This window comes from Serratia sp. CY27727 (assembly GCF_052169275.1).
GTDB lineage: Bacteria > Pseudomonadota > Gammaproteobacteria > Enterobacterales > Enterobacteriaceae > Serratia > Serratia sarumanii.
Genome location: NZ_JBJNLB010000009.1, coordinates 153780 through 174196 on the forward strand (window position 1 = coordinate 153780; position 20417 = coordinate 174196).

At 63.4% G+C, this 20417-nt stretch carries 17 protein-coding genes; 13 read left to right on the top strand and 4 right to left on the bottom strand.

Going from position 1 to position 20417, the window contains the following annotated elements:
* The 3 genes from ACJ8HB_RS19830 (at position 1) to pdxR (ending at position 2834) form a co-directional block, all read left to right on the top strand.
* Positions 1–528 (top strand): fimbrial protein, encoded by a 528-nt coding sequence (locus tag ACJ8HB_RS19830; RefSeq protein ID WP_039569255.1) that lies wholly within the window; start codon positions 1–3, stop codon positions 526–528.
* 109 nt (positions 529–637) lie between these two features.
* Entirely contained in the window at positions 638–1261 is a 624-nt protein-coding gene (locus ACJ8HB_RS19835) for a helix-turn-helix transcriptional regulator (RefSeq protein ID WP_047570147.1), read from the top strand.
* Positions 1262–1340: 79 nt separating this feature from the next.
* Positions 1341–2834, top strand: a complete 1494-nt coding sequence (gene pdxR, locus ACJ8HB_RS19840) for a MocR-like pyridoxine biosynthesis transcription factor PdxR (RefSeq protein WP_047570144.1) — start codon at positions 1341–1343, stop codon at positions 2832–2834.
* On the opposite strand, the gene ACJ8HB_RS19845 is transcribed toward pdxR, so the two are convergent.
* Positions 2831–3748: a DMT family transporter gene (locus ACJ8HB_RS19845; protein WP_047570142.1), complete on the bottom strand. Its 918-nt coding sequence runs from the start codon at positions 3746–3748 to the stop codon at positions 2831–2833. The two genes, pdxR and ACJ8HB_RS19845, sit on opposite strands and share 4 nt — an antisense overlap.
* A gap of 283 nt (positions 3749–4031) precedes the next feature.
* On the opposite strand from ACJ8HB_RS19845, the gene ACJ8HB_RS19850 reads away from it, so the two are divergent.
* The 4 genes from ACJ8HB_RS19850 to ACJ8HB_RS19865 all read left to right on the top strand — a co-directional run bounded on the left by ACJ8HB_RS19850 (position 4032) and on the right by ACJ8HB_RS19865 (position 10900).
* The gene (locus ACJ8HB_RS19850; RefSeq protein WP_060424935.1) at positions 4032–5270 is read left to right on the top strand and encodes an SrfA family protein; all 1239 of its coding nucleotides are present in this window, start codon (positions 4032–4034) and stop codon (positions 5268–5270) included.
* On the top strand, positions 5270–8215 hold the full coding sequence (locus ACJ8HB_RS19855; protein WP_047571713.1) for a virulence factor SrfB: 2946 nt from the start codon (positions 5270–5272) through the stop codon (positions 8213–8215). The genes ACJ8HB_RS19850 and ACJ8HB_RS19855 overlap by 1 nt, the downstream gene beginning before the upstream one ends.
* Entirely contained in the window at positions 8212–10392 is a 2181-nt protein-coding gene (locus ACJ8HB_RS19860; RefSeq protein ID WP_047570140.1) for a virulence factor SrfC family protein, read from the top strand. The genes ACJ8HB_RS19855 and ACJ8HB_RS19860 overlap by 4 nt, the downstream gene beginning before the upstream one ends.
* Positions 10393–10486: 94 nt before the next feature.
* Positions 10487–10900, top strand: coding sequence for a VOC family protein (locus tag ACJ8HB_RS19865; RefSeq protein WP_047570137.1), 414 nt, complete (start codon positions 10487–10489; stop codon positions 10898–10900).
* Here ACJ8HB_RS19865 and ACJ8HB_RS19870 read toward each other — a convergent pair.
* Positions 10897–11580: a Crp/Fnr family transcriptional regulator gene (locus ACJ8HB_RS19870; RefSeq protein WP_047570135.1), complete on the bottom strand. Its 684-nt coding sequence runs from the start codon at positions 11578–11580 to the stop codon at positions 10897–10899. The two genes, ACJ8HB_RS19865 and ACJ8HB_RS19870, sit on opposite strands and share 4 nt — an antisense overlap.
* 161 nt (positions 11581–11741) lie before the next feature.
* Here ACJ8HB_RS19870 and ACJ8HB_RS19875 point away from each other — a divergent pair, with 161 nt between their 5' ends.
* Both ACJ8HB_RS19875 and add read left to right on the top strand, forming a co-directional pair.
* Positions 11742–12677, top strand: a complete 936-nt coding sequence (locus ACJ8HB_RS19875; protein WP_047570133.1) for a nucleoside hydrolase — start codon at positions 11742–11744, stop codon at positions 12675–12677.
* A 14-nt stretch (positions 12678–12691) separates the two neighbouring features.
* Entirely contained in the window at positions 12692–13684 is a 993-nt protein-coding gene (gene add, locus ACJ8HB_RS19880; RefSeq protein ID WP_047571712.1) for an adenosine deaminase, read from the top strand.
* Positions 13685–13712: 28 nt separating this feature from the next.
* Here the strand turns inward: add and ACJ8HB_RS19885 are convergent, their stop codons facing one another.
* Positions 13713–14912 (bottom strand): NAD(P)/FAD-dependent oxidoreductase, encoded by a 1200-nt coding sequence (locus tag ACJ8HB_RS19885; protein WP_047570131.1) that lies wholly within the window; start codon positions 14910–14912, stop codon positions 13713–13715.
* A 300-nt stretch (positions 14913–15212) separates the two neighbouring features.
* Here ACJ8HB_RS19885 and pitA point away from each other — a divergent pair, with 300 nt between their 5' ends.
* Positions 15213–16715 carry an inorganic phosphate transporter PitA gene (gene pitA, locus ACJ8HB_RS19890; RefSeq protein ID WP_033636373.1) on the top strand — a complete coding sequence of 501 codons (1503 nt, stop codon included), beginning with the start codon at positions 15213–15215 and terminating at the stop codon, positions 16713–16715.
* A gap of 73 nt (positions 16716–16788) precedes the next feature.
* On the opposite strand, the gene uspB is transcribed toward pitA, so the two are convergent.
* The gene (gene uspB / locus ACJ8HB_RS19895; protein ID WP_016930435.1) at positions 16789–17124 is read right to left on the bottom strand and encodes a universal stress protein UspB; all 336 of its coding nucleotides are present in this window, start codon (positions 17122–17124) and stop codon (positions 16789–16791) included.
* A 432-nt stretch (positions 17125–17556) separates the two neighbouring features.
* Here uspB and ACJ8HB_RS19900 point away from each other — a divergent pair, with 432 nt between their 5' ends.
* The 3 genes from ACJ8HB_RS19900 (at position 17557) to ACJ8HB_RS19910 (ending at position 20414) form a co-directional block, all read left to right on the top strand.
* Entirely contained in the window at positions 17557–18330 is a 774-nt protein-coding gene (locus tag ACJ8HB_RS19900; protein ID WP_047570120.1) for an SDR family oxidoreductase, read from the top strand.
* A gap of 73 nt (positions 18331–18403) precedes the next feature.
* Positions 18404–18667: a hypothetical protein gene (locus tag ACJ8HB_RS19905; RefSeq protein WP_223307130.1), complete on the top strand. Its 264-nt coding sequence runs from the start codon at positions 18404–18406 to the stop codon at positions 18665–18667.
* Positions 18660–20414 carry a monovalent cation:proton antiporter-2 (CPA2) family protein gene (locus tag ACJ8HB_RS19910; protein ID WP_047570117.1) on the top strand — a complete coding sequence of 585 codons (1755 nt, stop codon included), beginning with the start codon at positions 18660–18662 and terminating at the stop codon, positions 20412–20414. Before ACJ8HB_RS19905 ends, ACJ8HB_RS19910 begins: the two co-directional genes overlap by 8 nt.
* Positions 20415–20417: the final 3 nt, after the last annotated feature.

A 20417-nucleotide genomic window follows, 5' to 3' on the forward strand; every position in this document is an offset into this window, starting at 1 on the left:
ATGAAGAACTATCGGACAATCACCGCTCTGTGCGGCATCGGTTTTCTATTTTCCTCCGCAGTCGCGGCGGAAAATAAGGAAATAGACTTTTTCGGTTCCGTGGTAAGCAGGCCCTGCAATATCGACCCGCAGTCTCTTCACCAGACCGTCGAGATGGATACGGTGTTGATCAAAACGTTGTACCGCTACGGCCACACCAACCCCGTGTCATTTTCCATTCGCTTAACCGACTGTAAAACCGCCGTTTTCAAATCGGTCACCGCCACCTTTACCGGCACCGAAGATGCCGAACTGCCGGGCAAGCTGGCGATCAACAATGGCGCCAACGGCGCCGCTATCGCGCTGTTTGACGGTGCTGGCAAAGCGATTGATCTGGGCACGCCGACCGATGCGGTGACATTGCAAGACGGCCCCAACGCCCTGAGGTTCAGCGCCTATGTCCAGGCCCGGCCGAGCGCGATGAAAGATAAAAGCCTTACCGAAGGCGAATTCAGTTCCGTCGCCAATTTTGTGCTGGCGTACCAATAAGCCCCGCACCGCCCCAGGGAAATCAGGAAAACGACCGGCGCGCGAACGCCGGCGATTGGCCGTCACCGTTCGCTCCGGCGCGGCGCCGCGGCCTTTTAAGGAGCCACCCATGCCAGATATTCGCTTCACGCTGTTCGACAGCGATAACTTCTACCAGCAGGGGCTGCGCCTGCTGCTGCAGGACTATCTGCACTCCCTGAACGAATGCCAGCGCCTGTACCCGCAGTTCTCGCCGCTGGCGCTGCAGGCGTTGGATAACATCGAAATCGTGTTCCGCACGCCGGAAGAGCGCTGGGGCTGCGCCTGCTGCTACCGGAGTCCCTACGGCATCCCGCGCCAGCGGCAGCTGACCTTGCTGATCCTCGACGACACGGCCCAGCAGCAGGTGAAAAACCTGTCTCCGCTGTTCATCATCCACCGGCGCGACTCGGTTTACGCCATTCGCCTCAAGCTGCAGATGGCGCTGAAAAAATTCATTCAGCAGCCGTGGATGGCGCTGCACGCCGCCGACATATGGAAATGCCAGGCCTGCCGCCTCGCCGCGCTGAGCCACTGTGAGAAAAAGGTGCTGGGCCTGATGAGCAGCGGCATGTCCGCCTGCAGCATCGCCGGCCTGCTGCAGCGCAGCCAGAAAACCATCAGCGCCCACAAACGTTCGGCGATGCGCAAGCTGAACGTGCGCAAAAACAGCGAGTTGAATCGGGTGCTGCTGAATCAGCGGGAGCTGAACTGAGCGACAACAGGCTCGCGAGTGACGCCAGAGTGGTTTACTCTGAATACTCATTTTCGCACTGCAAAGCGAGCCGGAATGCATGCCCAGAACAGCCAAAGCCGTTGACGTCCCCGCCCTCGGCGAGCTCGATCGTCAGGCGGGTCAACTTAGCCACCAGCTGGCGCAGGCCCTGCGCCAGGCCATCCACCGGGGCGATCTGAAAGCGGGCGACCTGCTGCCCTCGACGCGCCGGCTGTCGGCGGCGCTGAATCTGGCGCGCGGCACGGTATTGGAGGCGTTCGCTCAGCTAACGGCGGAAGGTTTTCTCGAACCGCAGCCCGGCTCCGGCACCCGGGTCGCCCACTATCAGGCGTCGCGCCGCAAGCCGCACGCCACGGTGCAGGCCGCTCCGTCCACAGCCGTGCCGCTTTCCGCACAGGCGCAGCATCTGGCGCGCTTTGCCGCCCAGGCGCGGGCGTTGCCGCCGGTGCCGTTCACCGTCTCGGTGCCGATCGGCGATACCGCGCCCGACGATATCTGGCGGCGGCTCGGCAACCGCATCCGGGCGCGCGGCCCCGGCGCCCCGTCAGGCTACGGCGATCCGCTGGGCGCGTTGCCGCTGCGCGAAGCCATCTGCGACTATGTGCGCCGTTCCCGCTCGGTAAACTGCACGCCGCAGCAAATCCTCATCACCTCCGGCACGCAACAAGGGCTCTATTTGGCCGCGCAGATCCTGCTGGACGCCGGCGACAGCGCCTGGGTCGAAGATCCCGCCTACGCCGGCATCACCGCCATTTTCGACAGCCTGTTTCGCGATCGGCGCATGATTAGGGTGCCCGTCGCCGCCGACGGCATCGACGTCGCCGCCGGTATCCGCCTGGCCGCCGACGCCCGCGCCGCCTTTGTCACGCCGTCCCATCAATATCCGCTGGGCATGCCGATGAGCATGGCGAAAAGAAGCGCCCTGTTGGGCTGGGCCAAAGAGCGGCAGGCCTGGATCGTGGAAGACGACTACGACAGCGAGATGCGCTACGCCGGCCACCCGTTCCCTTCGCTGCAGGGGCTGGCGCCCGAGCGAACGCTCTATCTCGGCACCTTCAGCAAGGTGCTGTTCCCTTCGCTGCGGCTGGGTTACGCCATCGTGCCGCCACCGCTGGTCGACGCCTTTTGCGGCGCCAGGATCCTGATGGATCGCCATCCGCCCAGCGCGGATCAACACGTGCTGGCCGCCTTTATCGCCGAAGGGTATCTCGACCGGCATATCCGCAAAATGCGCGGCGTCTACGCCGAGAAACGCCGGGTGCTGATCGAGGCGATCAACACGCATATCCCCGCCGATTTGGCGATAGTGCAGCCCTGCGATCAGGGCATGCACATGGTGCTGTGGCTGAGGAAAGATCTCGATGACGTGCGGGTCGCCCAATGCGCCAACGAAGCCGGATTGGCGCTGCGGGCGGTGTCGCCGATGTATGCGCCCGGCCACGGTGAGCCGGGTCTGGTGCTGGGATTGGGCGGTTACGCCGACCGCCAGGTGCAACAGGCGGTGGAACGGCTCGGCGAGGTGATCCTGGCCTGCGCCGGCAACGGCGCCTAGCGGGAAAAGCGCTTGGCGCCGAACACGCAAACCACCACGCCGGCCATCACGGCGATCATCATCGGCTGGACGGTTTCCTGCAGCAGCCAGCCCGCCAGCGCCAGGCCGAAGAACGGCTGCAGCAGCTGCAACTGCCCGACGGCGGCGATGCCGCCCTGCGCCAGGCCGCGATACCAGAAAATAAACCCAATCCACATGCTGAACACCGAGACGTAAACCAGCGACAGCCAGGCGGCGCCGCTGACGGCAGGCCAACCGGCCGGCGCCGCCAGCCAGGTGGCCGCCAGCGTCAACGGCAACGCCACCACCAGCGCCCAGGAGATCACCTGCCAGCCGCCGATCCGGCGCGACAGCACCGCCCCTTCGGCATAACCCAGGCCGCACAGCAACACCGCCCCGACCATCAGCGCATCCCCCTGCCAGCCGCCGCCGCTCCCCTGGCTCAACGCGAAAGCGCCCACCAGCACGGCGCCGACGCCTGAAAAAGCCCAAAAAGCGGGCTTGGGCCGTTCTCCGCCGCGCAAAACGCCAAAACCGGCGGTCGCCAGCGGCAGCAGGCCGATGTACACCAGCGAATGCGCCGAGGTGGTGTGCTGCAGCGCCAGCGCCGTTAGCAGCGGAAAACCGATGACCACGCCGAGCGCCACAAACAGCAGCGGCGGCAAATCGGCCCGCGTCGGCCGCGCCTGCCGGGTGATCAGCAGCGCACACAGCGCCAGCAAGGCGGCGATCGCCGCCCTGACCGCCGTCAGAAACAGCGGATCGAGCTCCAGCACCGCCACCCGCGTGGCGGGCAGCGAGCCGCTGAAAATAATCATGCCGAGGAAGCCGTTCATCCAGCCCTGGGGCGAATGCCCGGCGGCGGGATGCGCAGGGGGAACAACGAGAGTTTTTTCAGACTGACTGTCCGTCATGTGAACGCTCCGCACGCCTGAGGCATACCGAAATCGGCAACCCGCGAGGCGATGTCATAGTGAAAGAGAACATCGTTCCCCGGCGTCGCTTGCCGGGGCCAGGTTCTATTTTTCAGATAAAGCGGTTCACGGACAGGTCCGGATAGCGAGATTTTCACTGTGCCGGTTCCGCTAACGCCAAAGAAGGGCGTTTTTCGGGCTGTCCTTGGCCGTTTGGCGGCTCTGCCTGCGGGGTATCATGGACTTTTATGCGTTTTTGCAGAACAGGACAAGGTGCGGTGCCGTGGTGAAACCCTTCTTACGCAGTGGCAGTTTGGATGATGTGCTGGCTTTAGGCGAAAACGGGCAACCGGTCTACGCCTGCGCGCAGCAGCTGCGGGAAACCCTGCGTCTTCGCCGGCAGCAGCAGGCCGCCGACTGTCTGGCGATCCCCCAGCCGAACGAAAACGGCACCCGCATCGACTGGTATGCGCCCTTCCCCGGCAAGGTCACCTCCTGGCTGGCGGCGAGCGACGCCCAGCGCGCGCAGGCGGTGCGCCACCTGGAACACTGCCTGACGATCTTCCGCAGCCTGACGGAACAGGCCCAGGCGACCGATCCCCCCAGCCATCGCCTGTTCGGCGCGCTGCTGGCCAAAGCGATGCACATGCCCGACCCCAACCACGTTTACCTGGTGGACGATCGGCCGGTGCTGACCTTCTGGGGCTTTATCAAGCCGCAGGCGCAGAGCCCAGACGATCCGTTGGCCTGCCTGCGCCCGATCGAATCGGAAGTGGAAAAACCGGCGCCGATCGCCGCCGCACCGCGCAAGCCGGCCGTTGTCGAACCGGTAAAACCGACCCCGGCCGCCGAACCTGAACCGGCGCCCGCCCCGGCAGTGCCTATCGAATCCTCTGCCGTCGTTCGCCCGCGCCGGCGCTACGCTCTCTGGCTGTTGCCCGTACTGTTGCTGGGCAGTGCGGCGCTGGCCGCCTGGCTGCACCGCTCGCCGCCGCCGCAACCGGCGAGGCCGGCGGAGGTCCAGCATCCGGCGCCGCCGGAAAAAACCGCCGCGCCGTTGCCCAAGCTGCGCTTACCGCTGGCGCACGCGACGCTGATGCCGCCGCCCCCGGCGCCGGTCATCCCGCCGCCGCTGGACAAACATGCGCTGGTGCTGCCGCCCGAGGCGGTGAAGGCCGGCTCCACCCGTTTCCTTAATGGCAAATGGCGCGCCACGGTGGCGCTGAAAGACCCGATTACCGGCAAGCGCCCCAGCCTGCAATACCGTCTGAACGGCGGCAAAGGCAGCGCTGTTATCGCCTACGGCGACGGCGTCAGCTGCCGGGTGGCGGTCGAAGCCGGGCTGATGCAGTCCGGCAATCTGGTGATCAACAGCCGCACCAAGGCGCGCTGCAGCGACGGCAGCCGCTACCAGATCCCGGAGATCGTCTGCCGCCAGGGCGACACCGGCGCGGCGGAGTGCACCGGCCGCTACGATGCGGACACCACCTATCCCATGACGTTCAAGCGCGAGAGTAAATGATGCTGGCACCCCTTACGGACTACAAACACGGCATTACGCTGATTCAGGACAGCGGCATTCAGTTTCTGGACTTTGCCCTGACGCCGCTGCTGGACGCCGAGTTTCCCGGCAAATTCGTGCGCAAGACCGCCAGCGGCCCGCTGCTGCGCCTGCAATGGGAGGCCGAGAGCGGCAAATATCAGCTGCCGGCCGTGGGCGACCAGGCCGCCGAAGTGGTGCGGCCGGAGTTCAGCTATCCGCTGCAGCAGTCGCTGCACCTGCTGGATAAGCTCTGGTTGCCGCTGCCCTGCTTGCGCCACACCCCGGCGGGCCTGTTCTTGTCGGGCCCGGACAACTGGGCGCGCCTGCAGGTGGTGCAGTTGGATGAACCGGATCAGGACGGCAACCTGCTGCGCGTGGTGCTGGCCTTCGACACCCGCGCTGCGGCGCCCGGCCAGGAGGCGCTGGCGCCGGGCGAAAGCGATCTCGGCACCGATCTCCGTTTCGCATTGGCGTACCGCAACCACGAGCTGGGCGAGTTCCTCGATCTGACCTGGGTGGACGGCTGGCTGCGCGAGGCGTTCAGCCAGCGCGCCGCCGAGCGGGAGCAGCGTGCCGAAGTGGAGATCAACGCCGGGCTGAAAACCTTCGAGTATCAGGCGCACTACCTCAATCTGTTGCACATGCTTGGCCATCAGCTGGCGGTGCCGCAGATAAAGATGGTGGCGGCGACGCTGCAGCAACCGGCGATCGACGTCGATCTGGTGCTGGACGTCGGCAACTCGCACACCTGCGGCGTGCTGGTCGAGGATCATCCGGAGGAGAGCAACGGCCTGAAGCAAACCTACGAACTGCAGCTGCGTTCGCTGTCCGAGCCGCACCGCGTCTACAACGAACTGTTCGAGAGCCGGGTGGAGTTTTCTCGGGCCGGCTTCGGCAAGCCGCATCTGTCGTTCCAGAGCGGGCGCGACGACGCCTTCCAGTGGCCGTCCATCACCCGCGTCGGCCGCGAAGCCGCGCAGCTGGCGCAGCGGCGAACGGGCCATGAAGGCACTACCGGCATTTCCAGCCCGCGCCGCTACCTGTGGGACGAGGAGCGCTATGCGCCCGGCTGGCGCTTCAACGAGCAGCACGAGCCGATGGCCGCCGCCGCGCCGTTGACCACCCTGATCAACGACGAAGGCGTGCCGCTGTCCGCCCAGCCGACGGCGCAACGGCTGCCGGTGTTCGCCGCCCATTACAGCCGCAGCGCGGTGATGACGCTGATGCTGAGCGAGCTGCTGGCGCAGGCGCTGATGCAGATCAACAGCATCGCCCAGCGCAGCCGCATGCCGAACGCCGCCGCGCCGCGCCGTTTGCGCGCCATCATTCTGACGCTGCCTTCGGCGATGCCGAAACCGGAGCGCGAGATCTTCCGCCGCCGCATGCAGGAGGCGATCGGGCTGGTGTGGAAGGCCCTCGACTGGCACCCGCAGGATGCGCCGTTCGACGGCGCGCACGCCCGCTTCCCGGCGCCGCAGGTGCAGATGGAGTGGGACGAGGCCACCTGCGGCCAGATGGTCTATCTGTACAATGAAACCCAGGTGAACTTCGCCGGCCGCACCGACGCCTTTTTCGCCGCCATGGCCCGGCCCGACCGGCCGCTGGCGCCGGATGAGCAGGCGGGCAAAACGCTGCGCATCGCCTCCATCGACATCGGCGGCGGCACCACCGATCTGGCGATCACGCACTATTCGCTCGACGACGGCGTGGGCAACAACATCAAAATCAACCCGCGCCTGCTGTTCCGCGAGGGCTTTAAGGTCGCCGGCGACGATATCCTGCTGGACGCCATCCAGCAGTTTATCCTGCCCGCCGTGCAGCAGGCGTTCGAAGCCGCCGGCGTAAGCGCCGCCCCGGCGTTGATGGACAGGCTGTTCGGCAACGAAGGGCGTATGGACGGGCTTTCCACCCTGCGCCAGCAGGCCGCGCTGCAGATTTTCATGCCCGCCGGGCGCGCGCTGCTCGGCGCCTATGAAGAATACGACCCGCTGGACAGCCGGGCGGAAATCGCCGCCAGCCTGGGCGATTTGCTGCCGCAGCCGCCGACGCCGCAGGTGCTGGCGTTTATCAACGGCGAGGTGCAGCGCGAAGCCGACAGCGACGCCTTCGAGATTCTGCACACCCCGCTGGTGATCCGCCTGGCCGATCTGCACGCCGCCTTCTTGTCCGATCGCATCGGCATCGGTCGCTGCCTGCGCCTGCTGGCCGAGGTGGTGGCGCTGTATACCTGCGACGTGCTGCTGTTGACCGGCCGCCCGGCGCGTTTCCCCGGCGTGCAGGCGCTGCTGCGCCACCTGCAGCCGCTGCCCGCCAGCCGCATTCTGCCGCTCGAGGGCTACCACACCCGCAGCTGGTACCCGTTCAACAAACGCGGCCGCATCGACAACCCGAAATCCACCGCCGCGGTGGGCGCCATGTTGTGCCTGCTGGCGATCGACCTGCGGCTGGAGAGCTTTTACTTCAACGTCGGCGATTTCCAGCCTTACTCCACCATTCGCCACCTGGGCATGCTGGACGGCAACAACATGCTGGCGGACGATAACGTCTATTACCGCGACATCGATCTGGATCGCGCCGACTTCGCGCTCGACCCCGCCGGCAGCTTCCAGCTGCGCGGCCCGCTGCGCCTGGGCTTCCGCCAACTGGACAACGAACGCTGGCCGGCCTCGCCGCTCTATACGCTGACCATCAATGACGCCCAGCTGGCGCGCAAACTGGCCGGCGATGCAGTGATCACCCTGCGGCTGGCCATTACCGCCAGCGCCGAACAGGGCGCGGAAAGTGTCAGGATCGCGCAGGCGTTGCTGGCCGACGGCAGCCCCGTCCCGGCGCACCATCTGCAACTGAAACTCAATACCCTGGCTGCCAGCGCCTCCGGCGCGACCCACTACTGGATAGACAGCGGGAGCATTTACCCACGATGAAAGCTATCACTACCGCCCAATCGGCCCCGAACCACGCACTCAGCGCCAGCATTCTGCAGGCGATCGCCTGGGTAGGCGCCGCGCGCCGGCAGTCCACCCATTTGGAACGGGAAGCCGATCGCCTGACGCTGCGCCTGCGCCGTTGCCATAACCGCGCACTGCAATTGGCGAAGGCGCAACCTGAGCAGGTCGCTATCGGCCTGTACGGCCACAACGCCGCCGCCAAGGCCCACCTGCTGGCGGCGCTGGCCCCCGGCGCAGAAAGGCTGCACGGCGACGCCGCGCTGGCGGTGCGTTACTGCGCCACCGCGCCGACGCCGTCCACCGAGTATCCCCTCGCCCTCGCGCTGCTCGATGAAACGCAGTGGCTGGCCATCACCCTCGATGCCGCCGCGATGGGCGGCTTCCGGCTGGACTGGGACGCCCGCGCGATCGCCGGCCATCTGCAAGCGTTGGCGCGTCACCGCCAAGCCGTCGCCCTCGACGGCCTCAGCGACAGCGATGTGCTGGCGCTGTGGGATAGCCAACGCCGCCACGGCGACAAGGGGCAACAGGCGCTGGACAGACATTTCTGGCCGCAGGCCGTGGCGCTGGCGCCGCAGCTGAGCATCGACGATCGCGCGCGCCTGTTTGCGCCGCTGTGGGGAGAGGAAACGACGCTGACGGCGCATTATCGCCAACTGGCGCACACGCTGCATGCCCTCGGTGGCAGCCGACAGGTTCATGCTCCGCACCGCGCCTTACCGCTGCTGACCGCGAGCGCCGCAGCGGAAAACGCCGCGATCGTCGTGATGGCCGAACACGGCGGTGAACGGAAGATCGCGTTGAGCGATCTGACCTGGCTGACCGCCGAAGTCACCACCGTTCTGCCGCAGACGGCGCAGGCGGGCCTGCCCGCAGACGTGGCGCTGATCGACCTGCCCGGCAGCCGCGCCTGCCCGCAGGCGGAACCGACGCAGCGGCTGCAACAGGCGAAACGCGCCCATTTGCTGACCCGCTGCGCAGACGGCCTGCACGCCAACCTGCTGCTGGTGGCCGATGCCGCCGCCACGCCGCAGGACGCCGCCCGCGTCGGCCAGGCGCTCGCCAACTGGGTCAATCAGACTCAGGGAGAAACCCCGGCGCTGCGCCAGCGCCGCAAACCCGGCCTGATCTGGGCGATCACACCGTTCGATCAACGCGGGGAAGGCAAAGCGCGCCCCGACGACGCCGTACAGCGCCAGGTCGGCGAACCCGGCGACAGCTGGGCCACGCTGCTGGCGCTGGATGAACAGGATTGCCGCCGCATGGTGAGCTACCTGACCGCCCAGGCGCGCCCGGCCCAGAAGCAAGCGCGCCTGCTCGAACAGCGTGAAGAGTTGCAGCGTGAGCTGACGGAAAGCCTGCTCGGCAACTGGCTCACCGCCGCCGATCCGCACGCGGCGCAGCAGCGCGGCCAACAGCTGCTGCGCGCGCTGCAGGCGCAGGCCGGCCGCCACGGCGAACTGCTGGAACGGCTGTTGCCGCAGCGCGATACGTTGCGCCAGCTTTATCAGCAACAGCAGCACGCCACGCCGGCCCCGACGACGACGCCTGTACCGTTCGGGCTCGACATCGATCTGTTCGGCGCGCCGGAAACCCCGGCATCCGGCGAGCCCTCCGCGTCGCCCTTTGCCGCGCGGGTATTCGCGGATTGGATCAACCATCTGCGCAGCCTGCCGGACAGCCGCCGGTTGCTGGAGCTGCTCGGCGTCGAAAAGCCGCACCTGGAACTGCTGGTCGATGCGCTGATCGGCGCCGCCTGTCGCCTGCGGCTCGATGATGAGCTGGAACGCGCGCTGTGCGCCGGGGGCCTGCCGGAACAGGGTGAAGATCGGCAAATCAGCCAGGCGCTGGCGCTACTGGGCGACTTCGTCGCCTGGCTCGGCTTCCAGCGGCGCGATGCGGCAACGCGCCCCGAGAGCCGCGTCAACCCCGGCCAGCCGATCTTTACCCCGCCGCCGCAGCCGGCGGTGGACTGGAGCAGCCAGCAGCGGTTAACCCGGCTGGCGCCGACGCCGACCAAAAACACCGCGTTTTATATCTATGACTGGCTGATCGGCCTGCAAACCCTGCTGGCGGAGAATGCGACGACGGAAAGCGCGCTCGGCGAGGTGCAGCGCGCGGCGTTGGAAGAGATCGTGGCGACTCTGCGATAAGCGGCGGCTCTGGCAGCAATAGGGGGCGAAAACAGGATAAATCGGGCGTTGCCGATTATGCTGATGAGTAACGCAGCGATTCTGGGAGAAAATCATGCCCCCTTTCAGCCTGAAGACTATCGATCATGTGGTTCTGCGCGTGCGCGATGCGGAAAAAAGCCTGCGGTTCTATACCCAGACGCTGGGTTGCGACATCGCCAAACGGCGGCCCGATTTGGGGCTGGTGCACCTGCGCGCCGGAACGGCCATGATTGATCTGGTCGACGTGAACGGCCAGCTTGGAAAAAAAGGCGGCGACGCGCCCGATCCTCACCGGCAAAATGTCGATCACCTCTGCCTGCGCATCGATCCTTTCAACGAAGACGAACTGCTGGCCTATCTGCGATCGCAGGGGATCGCCGTCGATCCTGCTGAATCGCGCTACGGCGCGGAAGGCGACGGGCCGTCGGTTTACTTCAGCGATCCGGACGGCAATCGCATAGAGCTTAAGGGGCCGACGATCGGCTAGATCCTGGCGCTCCCGTTGATATCGGCCAGCCGTTGGCTATCCACCACCCGCAGCGATTTGTTTTTAAACTGAATAATACCGTCCGCCGCGAGCTGCGCCAGCGCGCGGCTCAGCTGCCTGACGGAGATCCCTAGTCTGCCCGCCAACAACTCCCTGTTTTCGAGCTGAACCTGTACGCCTTCCTGCTTTATTTTAAATAACAAAAATTTGCGCAGCTTATATTCTGCCGTTAAGCCGCCGCTCGCATGCAGCAATGAAGCGTTAAGCAGCTTGTCGCTCAACTGCCGGCACATAAAGGCGAGGAAAACAGGATCGTGCATGGCCCGCTCTTTGATGACGTCGATAGGCAGCGTGAAGATCAGCGCGTCCGTGATCGCCTGAACGGTGCTGAACACCGCCCGCTGCGCCTGGGAGAACAGTTCCAGATCGCCTATCACGGAGAAATCCGTTTCGAAGGAAAAGACGATGTGCATGCCGTTCACATCGTAATTCTCAACCTGCAATTTTCCCTGCACGAGAAAAAACAGGTGGGTCAACCGATCGCTTTGCGTCACCAGGTATTCACCGGCTTCGACCCTGACCAGGCGCAAGGCGGCCAGCAGCGAGGGCGAAAGCGCCGTTCGCAGATCGTGAGCTTCGATAAACGCTTCTTTTAGCTTGCTGTCACCGACAGTTTTCACGGCGATTCACTCCCAGGACTTATCCGTTAACGTCTTGCATCCTATCTTTTCGGCTGCGTCCAGAATAGCCGGCGCGCTTCAGAACGAAACAGGACATCTGACCTTTTTTGCCTCGGGCCGTCTGGGTATTTTCTCCGCAGACCCCACCCAAGGAGAGTGCCATGCGACATATTTTGATAGATACCGATACCGCATCCGACGATGCCGTCGCCCTGCTGATGGCGTTGCGCGAGCCTGACGTGAGGGTGGAAGCGATCACCACGGTCGCAGGCAACTGTCCGCTTGAACAATGCGTCAAAAATGCGCTTATCTGCGTGGAAAAAGCGGGAACCTATACGCCCCCGGTTTATGCAGGCATGGCGAAACCGCTGTTCCGCACGCGCTATCACTCGCACCACATTCACGGCGAAGACGGCATGGGCGACATGACCTTGCCCGATCCGCAGCTGACCGCCGCACCCATGCATGCCGTAGACGCCATCATCGACTGCGCCGCACGGCTTAATGGCGAGCTGGAAATCGTCACCCTCGGGCCGCTGACCAATCTTGCGATGGCGGTGCTGAAAGCGCCCGCGCTGGCCGAACAAGTGAAAAGGGTTTATGTCATGGGCGGTTCCGGGCTGACGCCCGGCAATATCACTCCGCTGGCCGAATTTAATTTTTACGCCGACGCCGAGGCCGCGCATGTGGTGCTCACTGCCGGGCTGCCCCTCACCCTCGTCGGTTGGGAGATCGGCATGGGGGAAGCGTTTATCGACCAACGTGATATAGCACGATTGAATGATCTCAGCGATCTGGGGCGCTTTGCCGTGCGCTGCAACCGCACGCTGATGGCGTTCAACGCCGGGCGCACCGAGCGTAAAGGCTTTGATTTGCCCGATCCGACCACCATGGCGGTGGCGCTCTACCCGGACATCGTCGAGACCAGTCTGGAGGCGTATTCCTGGGTAGAATATAAAAGTGAACGGTCTTACGGCCATTACGTCATTGATTCCACCCACCTGACCGGCGAACCGGCCAATGCCCGCGTGATTACCCGTATTAAACCCGGCCTGTTTAAAGAAAAACTGTTCTCACTGTTATCTCACCGCGAATGAAATCGGTGGCTGTCATGAATTTCGATCCGAGCAAATTAAAAAAAGTGGAATTGCACGTCCATTTAGATACGTGCTTGAGCTACCACTATGTCAAAAAGATCGACCCGCAATTAACCAGAACGGCCTTTAATCGGCAATTTATCGCGCCGAAGCGATGCGCCGATCTGGGGGACTTTTTAAGCAAGATCGCGCCGCAAATAGACCTCTTGCAGACGCGCCAGGCGATAGCGCTGGCCGTCGATGACTTGTTCGCGCAGCTGGCGGCGGATAACGTCATCTATGCGGAAGTGCGCTTTGCCCCGCTGCTGCATACCCGGATGGGATTAAGCGGTGAAGCGGTGGTCGAGACGGTGCTCGCCGCGATGCATGACGCCGCGCAAACTTACGGCGTCGCCGCCGGGCTGATCCTGTGCACGCTGCGGCATTTCGATGCGGCCGCCAGCCTGCAAACCGCCGGGCTCGTGGTTAACTATCTGGGCCGCGGCGTGGTCGCGCTGGATTTGGCCGCCGACGAAGCGCGTTACCCGCTGGCCAATCACGTAGCGGCCTTTCGAGCGGTGCGCGAAGCCGGCGGTAACGTCATCGCCCACGCCGGCGAGGCGAAGGGCGCCGACAGCGTACGGGAAACGCTGGATAGGCTGCAGGTGTCGCGCATCGGCCACGGCGTCAGGAGCATCGAGGATGCTGCGCTTATCGAGCGCCTGATAGCCACCGGCGTCCTGCTCGAGATCTGCCCCAGCTGCAATCTCGTCTGCAATCTGTTCGACAGTATCGACAGTCACCCGATAGACCGGCTGAAAAGGATGGGAGTGCGGCTGAACGTGAATACCGATGCGCGCACCGTCGCCGATACCACGCTGAACAAGGAGTACCGGCTGTTGCATGACGCCTTCGGCTGGCAGGATGAAGATTTTAACCGCAGCAACCGACAGGCGCTGGAGGCGAGTTTTCTCGACGGCGACACTAAAATGAAATTAATGAATCAGCTCAAGGCCGGGCCAATGTGACCCGGCACGTTTCAGGGCTGAGCGGGTTTTAACGCCCCTGCGCCGCCAACGCCTGGGCGCAGGCCCAGGCCGAGCTCCACGCCCACTGGAAGTTGTAGCCGCCCAACCACCCGGTCACGTCCACCACTTCGCCGATAAAATAGAGCCCCGGCGCCTTGTGGGCTTCCATCGTCTTGGAGGAAAGTTCGTTGGTGTCGACGCCGCCGAGCGTCACTTCCGCCGTGCGGTAGCCTTCGGTGCCGTTCGGCTGCACGCGCCAGTTCTGCAACAGCTCCACCAGCGCCGCCTGCTGCGGCGCATTCAGCTGCTTCAGCGTGGCCTCCGGCAGTTGTCCCAGGGTTTGCAAGCACTCCACCAACCGCTTCGGCAATTGCAGCGCCAGGGTGTTTTTCAGGCTTTGGTTCGGGTGCTGGCGGCGTTGATCATCCAGGAAGGCCGCCAAATCCAGCTCAGGAAGTAAGTTAATGCTCACATACTCACCCGGTTGCCAGTAGCTGGACAGCTGCAGCACCGCCGGGCCGGACAGGCCGCGATGGGTAAACAGGATGCTTTCGCGGAAGCTGACGCCGTTCTCGGCGGTGATCACCGCCGGCACCGAGACGCCGGACAGCGTCTGCACATGCTCCAGCAGCGGCTTATGCAGGGTAAAAGGCACCAGCCCGGCGCGCGTCGGCAGCACCCTGAGGCCGAACTGCTCCGCCAGCTTGTAACCGAACGGCGAAGCGCCCAGCCCCGGCATGGACAAACCGCCGCTGGCCACCACAAGTGAGCGAGCACTCACTTTTTCACCATTCAGCGCCAGCGCGTAACCATGTTCGGTTTTCTCCACGCCCAGCACTTCGCTGCGCAGGCGCATCGTCACCTGGCCCAGCTCGCACTCTTTGACCAGCAGATCCACCACCTGCTGCGCCGAGTCGTCGCAGAACAGCTGCCCCAGCGTTTTTTCATGGTAGGCGATGCCGTAGCGGTTGATCAGATCGATGAAGTCCCACTGGGTGTAGCGCGCCAGCGCCGACTTGCAAAAGTGCGGGTTGTTCGACAGGTAGGCCGCCGGTTCGGCGTACATGTTGGTAAAGTTGCAGCGCCCGCCGCCGGACATCAGGATCTTGCGGCCCGGTTTTTTGCCGTTGTCGAGCAGCAACACGCGGCAACCGAGTTGCCCCGCCTGCGCGGCGCAAAACATGCCGGCGGCGCCCGCCCCAATTACTACGACATCAAACTGTTCCACCTGAGCCTCTCTTATCAAAACCACAATCGCGACAAAAGGGCGCCATATTACGCCGTTTCGCCGCCGGTCACCGCCAAATTCACGGCGGCAGATTGTAAAGCCCCGGCGCCGCCAACGCCATAGTAAGAAAATATTACAGAGGTCAGAGGAGAATAACGCATTGATATTCCATATTTTTGTTATAGGCGCGTCATCGTTTCGTCATGTCCAAATCAAAAAAACGTCATATTTTCCTTTTCCCCGGCCCCGGTTGTCACTGATAATGCGCGGCGTTCATGTCCACAAACTGGCGTAACGCTTATGCTGCATTTGTTCGCTGGCCTGGATTTCCATACCGGCCTGATGTTAATTCTCGCATTGTTGTTCGTGTTGTTTTATGAAGCCATCAACGGTTTTCATGATACGGCCAATGCGGTCGCTACAGTTATTTATACCCGCGCCATGCGCTCGCAACTTGCGGTCGTGATGGCAGGTTTGTTCAACTTTCTTGGCGTAATGCTCGGCGGTTTGAGTGTTGCTTACGCCATCGTCCACTTGCTGCCTACCGATCTGTTGTTGAACGTCAGTTCAGCACACGGATTAGCCATGGTCTTCTCCATGCTGTTGGCGGCAATCATCTGGAACCTCGGCACCTGGTATTTCGGTCTGCCGGCCTCCAGTTCCCATACGCTGATAGGCGCAATCATCGGTGTCGGTTTAACCAACGCCCTGATGACCCACACTTCGGTGGTGGATGCGCTTAACGTCCCGAAAATGATTGGCATTTTCCTTTCTCTGCTGTTCTCGCCGCTGGTCGGCATGATGGTGGCGGGAGTGATGGTGTTCGCCTTGCGCCGCTATTGGAGTGGCACCAAGAAACGCCAGCGTATCCACATGACCCCTGCGGAACGTGAAAAGGTCGACGGCAAACGCAAGCCGCCGTTCTGGACCCGTATCGCGCTGATCCTGTCGGCGATTGGCGTCAGCTTCTCGCACGGCGCCAACGACGGCCAGAAAGGCATCGGCCTGATCATGCTGGTGCTGATCGGCGTTGCGCCGGCCGGCTTCGTGGTCAATATGAATGCAACCGGTTATGACATCACCCGTACGCGTGACGCCGTGACCCACCTGCAGCAATATTACCAGCAGCACGGCGACGCGCTGTCGCATGCGGTGTCGTTGACACCGCTGGTGCCAAGCCCGGATGACGAAGCTGCGCCGAACAAGCCGGCCGAGTTCCACTGCGACAGTTCGCGCGCCATGCCGGCGATCGAGCTGGCTCAGGGCATGCTGACCAACCTGCAAAGCTACGATCAGCTGACGGTTGAGCAGCGCAGCCACCTGCGCCGCCTGCTGATGTGCGTGACCGACACGGCGGATAAAGTCGCCAAGCTGCCGGAAACCTCATCCGCCGACCAGCGCTTCCTGAAGAACCTGCGTCAGGATCTGCTGCAGACCGTCGAGTACGCGCCGATGTGGATCATCGTCGCCGTCGCGCTGGCACTGTCGCTCGGCACCATGGTGGGCTGGAAACGCGTGGCCACCACCATCGGCGAGAAGATCGGCAAGAAAGGCATGACCTACGCCCAGGGCGTATCGGCCCAGATGACCGCGGCGCTGTCTATCGGCGTGGCGAGTTATACCGGCATGCCGGTCTCCACCACCCACGTCCTCTCTTCGGCGGTTGCCGGGACGATGATCGTGGACGGCGGCGGCGTGCAGAGCAAAACCGTGAAGAACATCCTGTTGGCCTGGGTACTGACCCTGCCAATCTCGATCCTGCTTTCCGGTGCGCTGTATTGGGTTGCGTTGAAGCTGATCTAAGCGATAAGCATCATGAGGAAGGCGGCCGCAGGGCCGCCTTTTTTTTGCCTGCATCAAGGGAAACAGGAAGGCATTAATACCAGATCATCAGCGCTATCAGGCTGATGACCACCAGGCCGCACAGGGCCGAGGTCAGCATGAACTGCCCGCGCACCCGCTCGCAGCGGCGAATAAACTCCGGATCGTGGTGCTCGACATAGCGTTGCGCAAAGATATAGCGCACCAGCCTCAGCTGCTTGCTGGGTTGCCCGTGGGCGGTGAAGAAACCGCCGCCGTCGACGTATTGGTACAGCAGCGGATCGCAGCCGCGCAATACCACCAGCAATGCGCGCAGAGAAGAGTAATACCGCACCATGTTTACCACACACACCACACATAAGGCCCAAAACAGCGCGACGGTACTGATCATGATTACCCCCTCAAGGCGTTGTTATCCGCGGCCATCCGCCGGGTCCAACCGCCCTACCTCATTACCCGATACTCTGCTGGAGCTTACCGCTCTCATCCCCTTTTTTGCCTGCACGGGCCATGCCCATAACCCACCGCCTCCAGAGACGTTACCGCACCGCACAGAGAGATTTGCACGGCGTGATTCCACTCAGAGGGGAAATGGTGAGGCCCATATTCATCATTGTAGGTTAATGAAACGCAAACTGGCCTGATCAGTGGATAAAATTTACCGCCACGCGCCGAAACGCCCCCGCCGGGGCGTTATAAGTGATAACCGTTCGTCTGCAATTAGTCGTTTTTCCTGGATAGTCTATCCCGCCCCACGCCGCTGATCTTTCCCCCCACGCTGGCTAGACTCAGGTTTCCGTTACGCTCATCCAAGGAAACTGTTATGGCAAACCATTCAATCAAGGGAAAAACCGTCCTGATCGCCGGCGGCGCCAAGAATCTCGGCGGGCTGATCGCGCGCGATTTGGCTGAACAAGGCGCCAAAGCGGTAGTGATCCACTACAACAGCGCCGCCTCCAAAGCCGAAGCGGATAAGACCGTCGCCGCCATCCAGGCCGCCGGGGCGCAAGGCGTCGCGCTGCAGGCCGATTTGACCACCGCGGGCGCGGTCGAGAAGCTGTTCGCCGATGCGGTCGCCACCGTCGGCAAGCCGGATATCGCCATCAATACCGTCGGCAAAGTGCTGAAAAAGCCGATGGTCGACATCAGCGAGGCCGAGTACGACGAGATGACCGCGGTCAACGCCAAAACCGCGTTCTTCTTCCTGAAAGAGGCGGGCAAACACCTCAACGACAACGGTAAAATCTGCACGCTGGTCACCTCGCTGCTCGGCGCCTTCACGCCGTTCTATGCCGCTTACGCCGGCACCAAGGCGCCGGTGGAGCACTTCACCCGCGCCGCCGCCAAGGAGTTCGGCGAGCGCGGCATCTCCGTGACGGCGGTCGGCCCCGGCCCGATGGACACCCCGTTCTTCTATCCGGCCGAAGGCGCCGATGCGGTGGCGTATCACCAAAGCGCGGCGGCGCTGTCGCCGTTCAGCAAAACCGGCCTCACCGATATCGAAGACGTGGTGCCGTTCATCCGCCACCTGGTCAGCGACGGCTGGTGGGTTACCGGCCAAACCATCCTGATCAACGGCGGCTATACTACCAAGTAACGCCGCATGGGGGGGGGCGCGTCTGGCGGCCGCCCCCGCCAGGAGGCGCAGCGTAGAGGATATTGCAATGCACATGCTGATGGTCATTAGCGGAGGCGTGGTTCTCCTGGGATTGTTTGTGCTGTTCGGTTGGCTCTGGGGCGCCAGTGCGGCGGGCATGGCGCTGGCGGCAAAAATTTTCGTCCCGGCCTGGTTGCTGATCGCGGCGGTCAATATGTGGGTGGGCGTCGCCCACGCGGGCTACAGCCTGCGGGCGGAGTTGCCGATCCTGCTGCTGGTGTTCGTGATCCCCGCCGCCATCGCCGCGTTCGTATTCTGGCGCCTCGCCCATGTCTGAAAGCGCCGGCGACCTGCTCAACGTGGTGACGCTACTGGGCGCCGCCGTGGTGGCCGTGCCGCTGTTCAAGCGCTTGGGGCTGGGCTCGGTGCTGGGTTATCTAGCAGCCGGTTTGGCGATTGGGCCGTTCGGCTTTGGTTTGTTCAACGATGCGCAGACCATCCTGCACACCGCCGAGCTTGGGGTGGTGATGTTTCTCTTCATCATCGGCCTGGAGATGCGGCCTTCTCATCTGTGGAACATGCGGCGCGATATTTTCGGCCTGGGCAGCCTGCAGGTATTGAGCTGCGGGCTGCTGCTCACCGCCATCGGCATGGCCTTCGGCTTTTCATTGGCCATCTCCTTCATCTGCGGCATGGGATTCGTGCTGACGTCTACCGCGATCGTCATGCAGCTGTTGGGCGAACGCGGCGACATCGCCAGCCCGCGCGGTCAGAAAATCGTCGCCGTATTGCTGTTTGAAGATCTGATGATTGTCCCGCTGCTGGCGCTGGTGGCGTTCATCGCGCCGGCCGGTTCATCGACGCCGGTATCCGGTTCCGCCTGGGGCGGCATCGCCATCGCCGCCGGTGCGCTGGCCGCGCTGGTGGCGGCCGGCATCTGGCTGCTGAACCCGCTGTTTCGCATTCTGGCGAACGCCAAAGCGCGCGAAGTAATGACCGCAGCTGCGCTGCTGGTAGTGCTTGGCGCCGCTTTGCTGATGCAGCTGGGTGGCCTCTCCATGGCCATGGGCGCCTTTTTGGCCGGCGTGCTGCTGTCGGAATCGACGTTCCGCCATCAGCTCGAAGCCGACATCGAGCCCTTTCGCGGTTTGCTTTTGGGGCTGTTCTTCCTCGGCGTCGGCATGTCTCTCGATCTGGCCGTGGTGGCGCGCAACTGGCCGCTGATCGTCAGCGGCGTGCTGGCGATGATGTTCATCAAAGGCCTGTGTATTTACTGCGTGGCCCGGTTGACGAAAAGCTCGCACGGTGATGCTCTCGACCGCGCCGTACTCATGGCGCAAGGGGGAGAATTTGCGTTTGTGCTGTTCGCTGCTGCGCTGGCCAATCAGGCGCTGCCTGCGGAAGCCAACGCCAACATGACCGCCGTCGTGGTGCTGTCGATGGCTTTGACACCGCTGGCGGTGTTGATCCACCAACGCCTGCGCGCCTCGTCCGACGCCTCGTTGGACGGCACGGAACAGCCCGCCGGCTTGACCAACAGCGTGCTGATCGTCGGGTTTGGCCGTTTTGGTCAGATCGTCAGCCAGCACGTTTTGGCGATGGGCGCCGATATCGCCATTATCGACCGCGAACCCCAGGTTGCCCGCGACGCGCAAGACTTCGGCTTCAAAGTTTACTATGGCGACGGTGCGCGCATGGATGTGCTGCATGCGGCGGGCGCCGGCCACGCCCGCGCCATCTTGGTCTGCATTGACGATCCGCAAGCCGCCACGCAGATTGTCGAACACGCCAAAACCCACTTCCCGCAGGCCCGCGTGCTGGCTCGCGCTCATGACCGCGAACATGCCATCGCGCTGATCAAGGCCAATGTGGATTACCAAATTCGCGTCACCTTAGAGTCCGCCATGTCTTTCGGGCATGAAGCTATGTTGGCGTTGGGCTCCGATCCGGAAACCGCGGCGGATCTGATGGCCGAGCTGCGGCGCAAAGATGCCGAACGGTTGGCGATGGAGGTGTCCGGCGGCATTTACGCCGGTACATCGATGATTTTGGGCAATGCGCCGACCAAGGCGAAGAAGGAATGACGG

What these genes read in the sequence shown, in the direction of transcription:
- ACJ8HB_RS19830 (WP_039569255.1), top strand. Translation starts at nt 1, where the DNA reads ATGAAGAACTATCGGACAATCACCGCTCTGTGCGGCATCGGTTTTCTA.
- ACJ8HB_RS19835 (WP_047570147.1), top strand. Translation starts at nt 638, where the DNA reads ATGCCAGATATTCGCTTCACGCTGTTCGACAGCGATAACTTCTACCAG.
- pdxR (WP_047570144.1), top strand. Translation starts at nt 1,341, where the DNA reads ATGCCCAGAACAGCCAAAGCCGTTGACGTCCCCGCCCTCGGCGAGCTC.
- ACJ8HB_RS19845 (WP_047570142.1), bottom strand. Translation starts at nt 3,748, where the DNA reads ATGACGGACAGTCAGTCTGAAAAAACTCTCGTTGTTCCCCCTGCGCAT.
- ACJ8HB_RS19855 (WP_047571713.1), top strand. Translation starts at nt 5,270, where the DNA reads ATGCTGGCACCCCTTACGGACTACAAACACGGCATTACGCTGATTCAG.
- ACJ8HB_RS19860 (WP_047570140.1), top strand. Translation starts at nt 8,212, where the DNA reads ATGAAAGCTATCACTACCGCCCAATCGGCCCCGAACCACGCACTCAGC.
- ACJ8HB_RS19865 (WP_047570137.1), top strand. Translation starts at nt 10,487, where the DNA reads ATGCCCCCTTTCAGCCTGAAGACTATCGATCATGTGGTTCTGCGCGTG.
- ACJ8HB_RS19875 (WP_047570133.1), top strand. Translation starts at nt 11,742, where the DNA reads ATGCGACATATTTTGATAGATACCGATACCGCATCCGACGATGCCGTC.
- add (WP_047571712.1), top strand. Translation starts at nt 12,692, where the DNA reads ATGAATTTCGATCCGAGCAAATTAAAAAAAGTGGAATTGCACGTCCAT.
- pitA (WP_033636373.1), top strand. Translation starts at nt 15,213, where the DNA reads ATGCTGCATTTGTTCGCTGGCCTGGATTTCCATACCGGCCTGATGTTA.
- uspB (WP_016930435.1), bottom strand. Translation starts at nt 17,124, where the DNA reads ATGATCAGTACCGTCGCGCTGTTTTGGGCCTTATGTGTGGTGTGTGTG.
- ACJ8HB_RS19900 (WP_047570120.1), top strand. Translation starts at nt 17,557, where the DNA reads ATGGCAAACCATTCAATCAAGGGAAAAACCGTCCTGATCGCCGGCGGC.
- ACJ8HB_RS19905 (WP_223307130.1), top strand. Translation starts at nt 18,404, where the DNA reads ATGCTGATGGTCATTAGCGGAGGCGTGGTTCTCCTGGGATTGTTTGTG.
- ACJ8HB_RS19910 (WP_047570117.1), top strand. Translation starts at nt 18,660, where the DNA reads ATGTCTGAAAGCGCCGGCGACCTGCTCAACGTGGTGACGCTACTGGGC.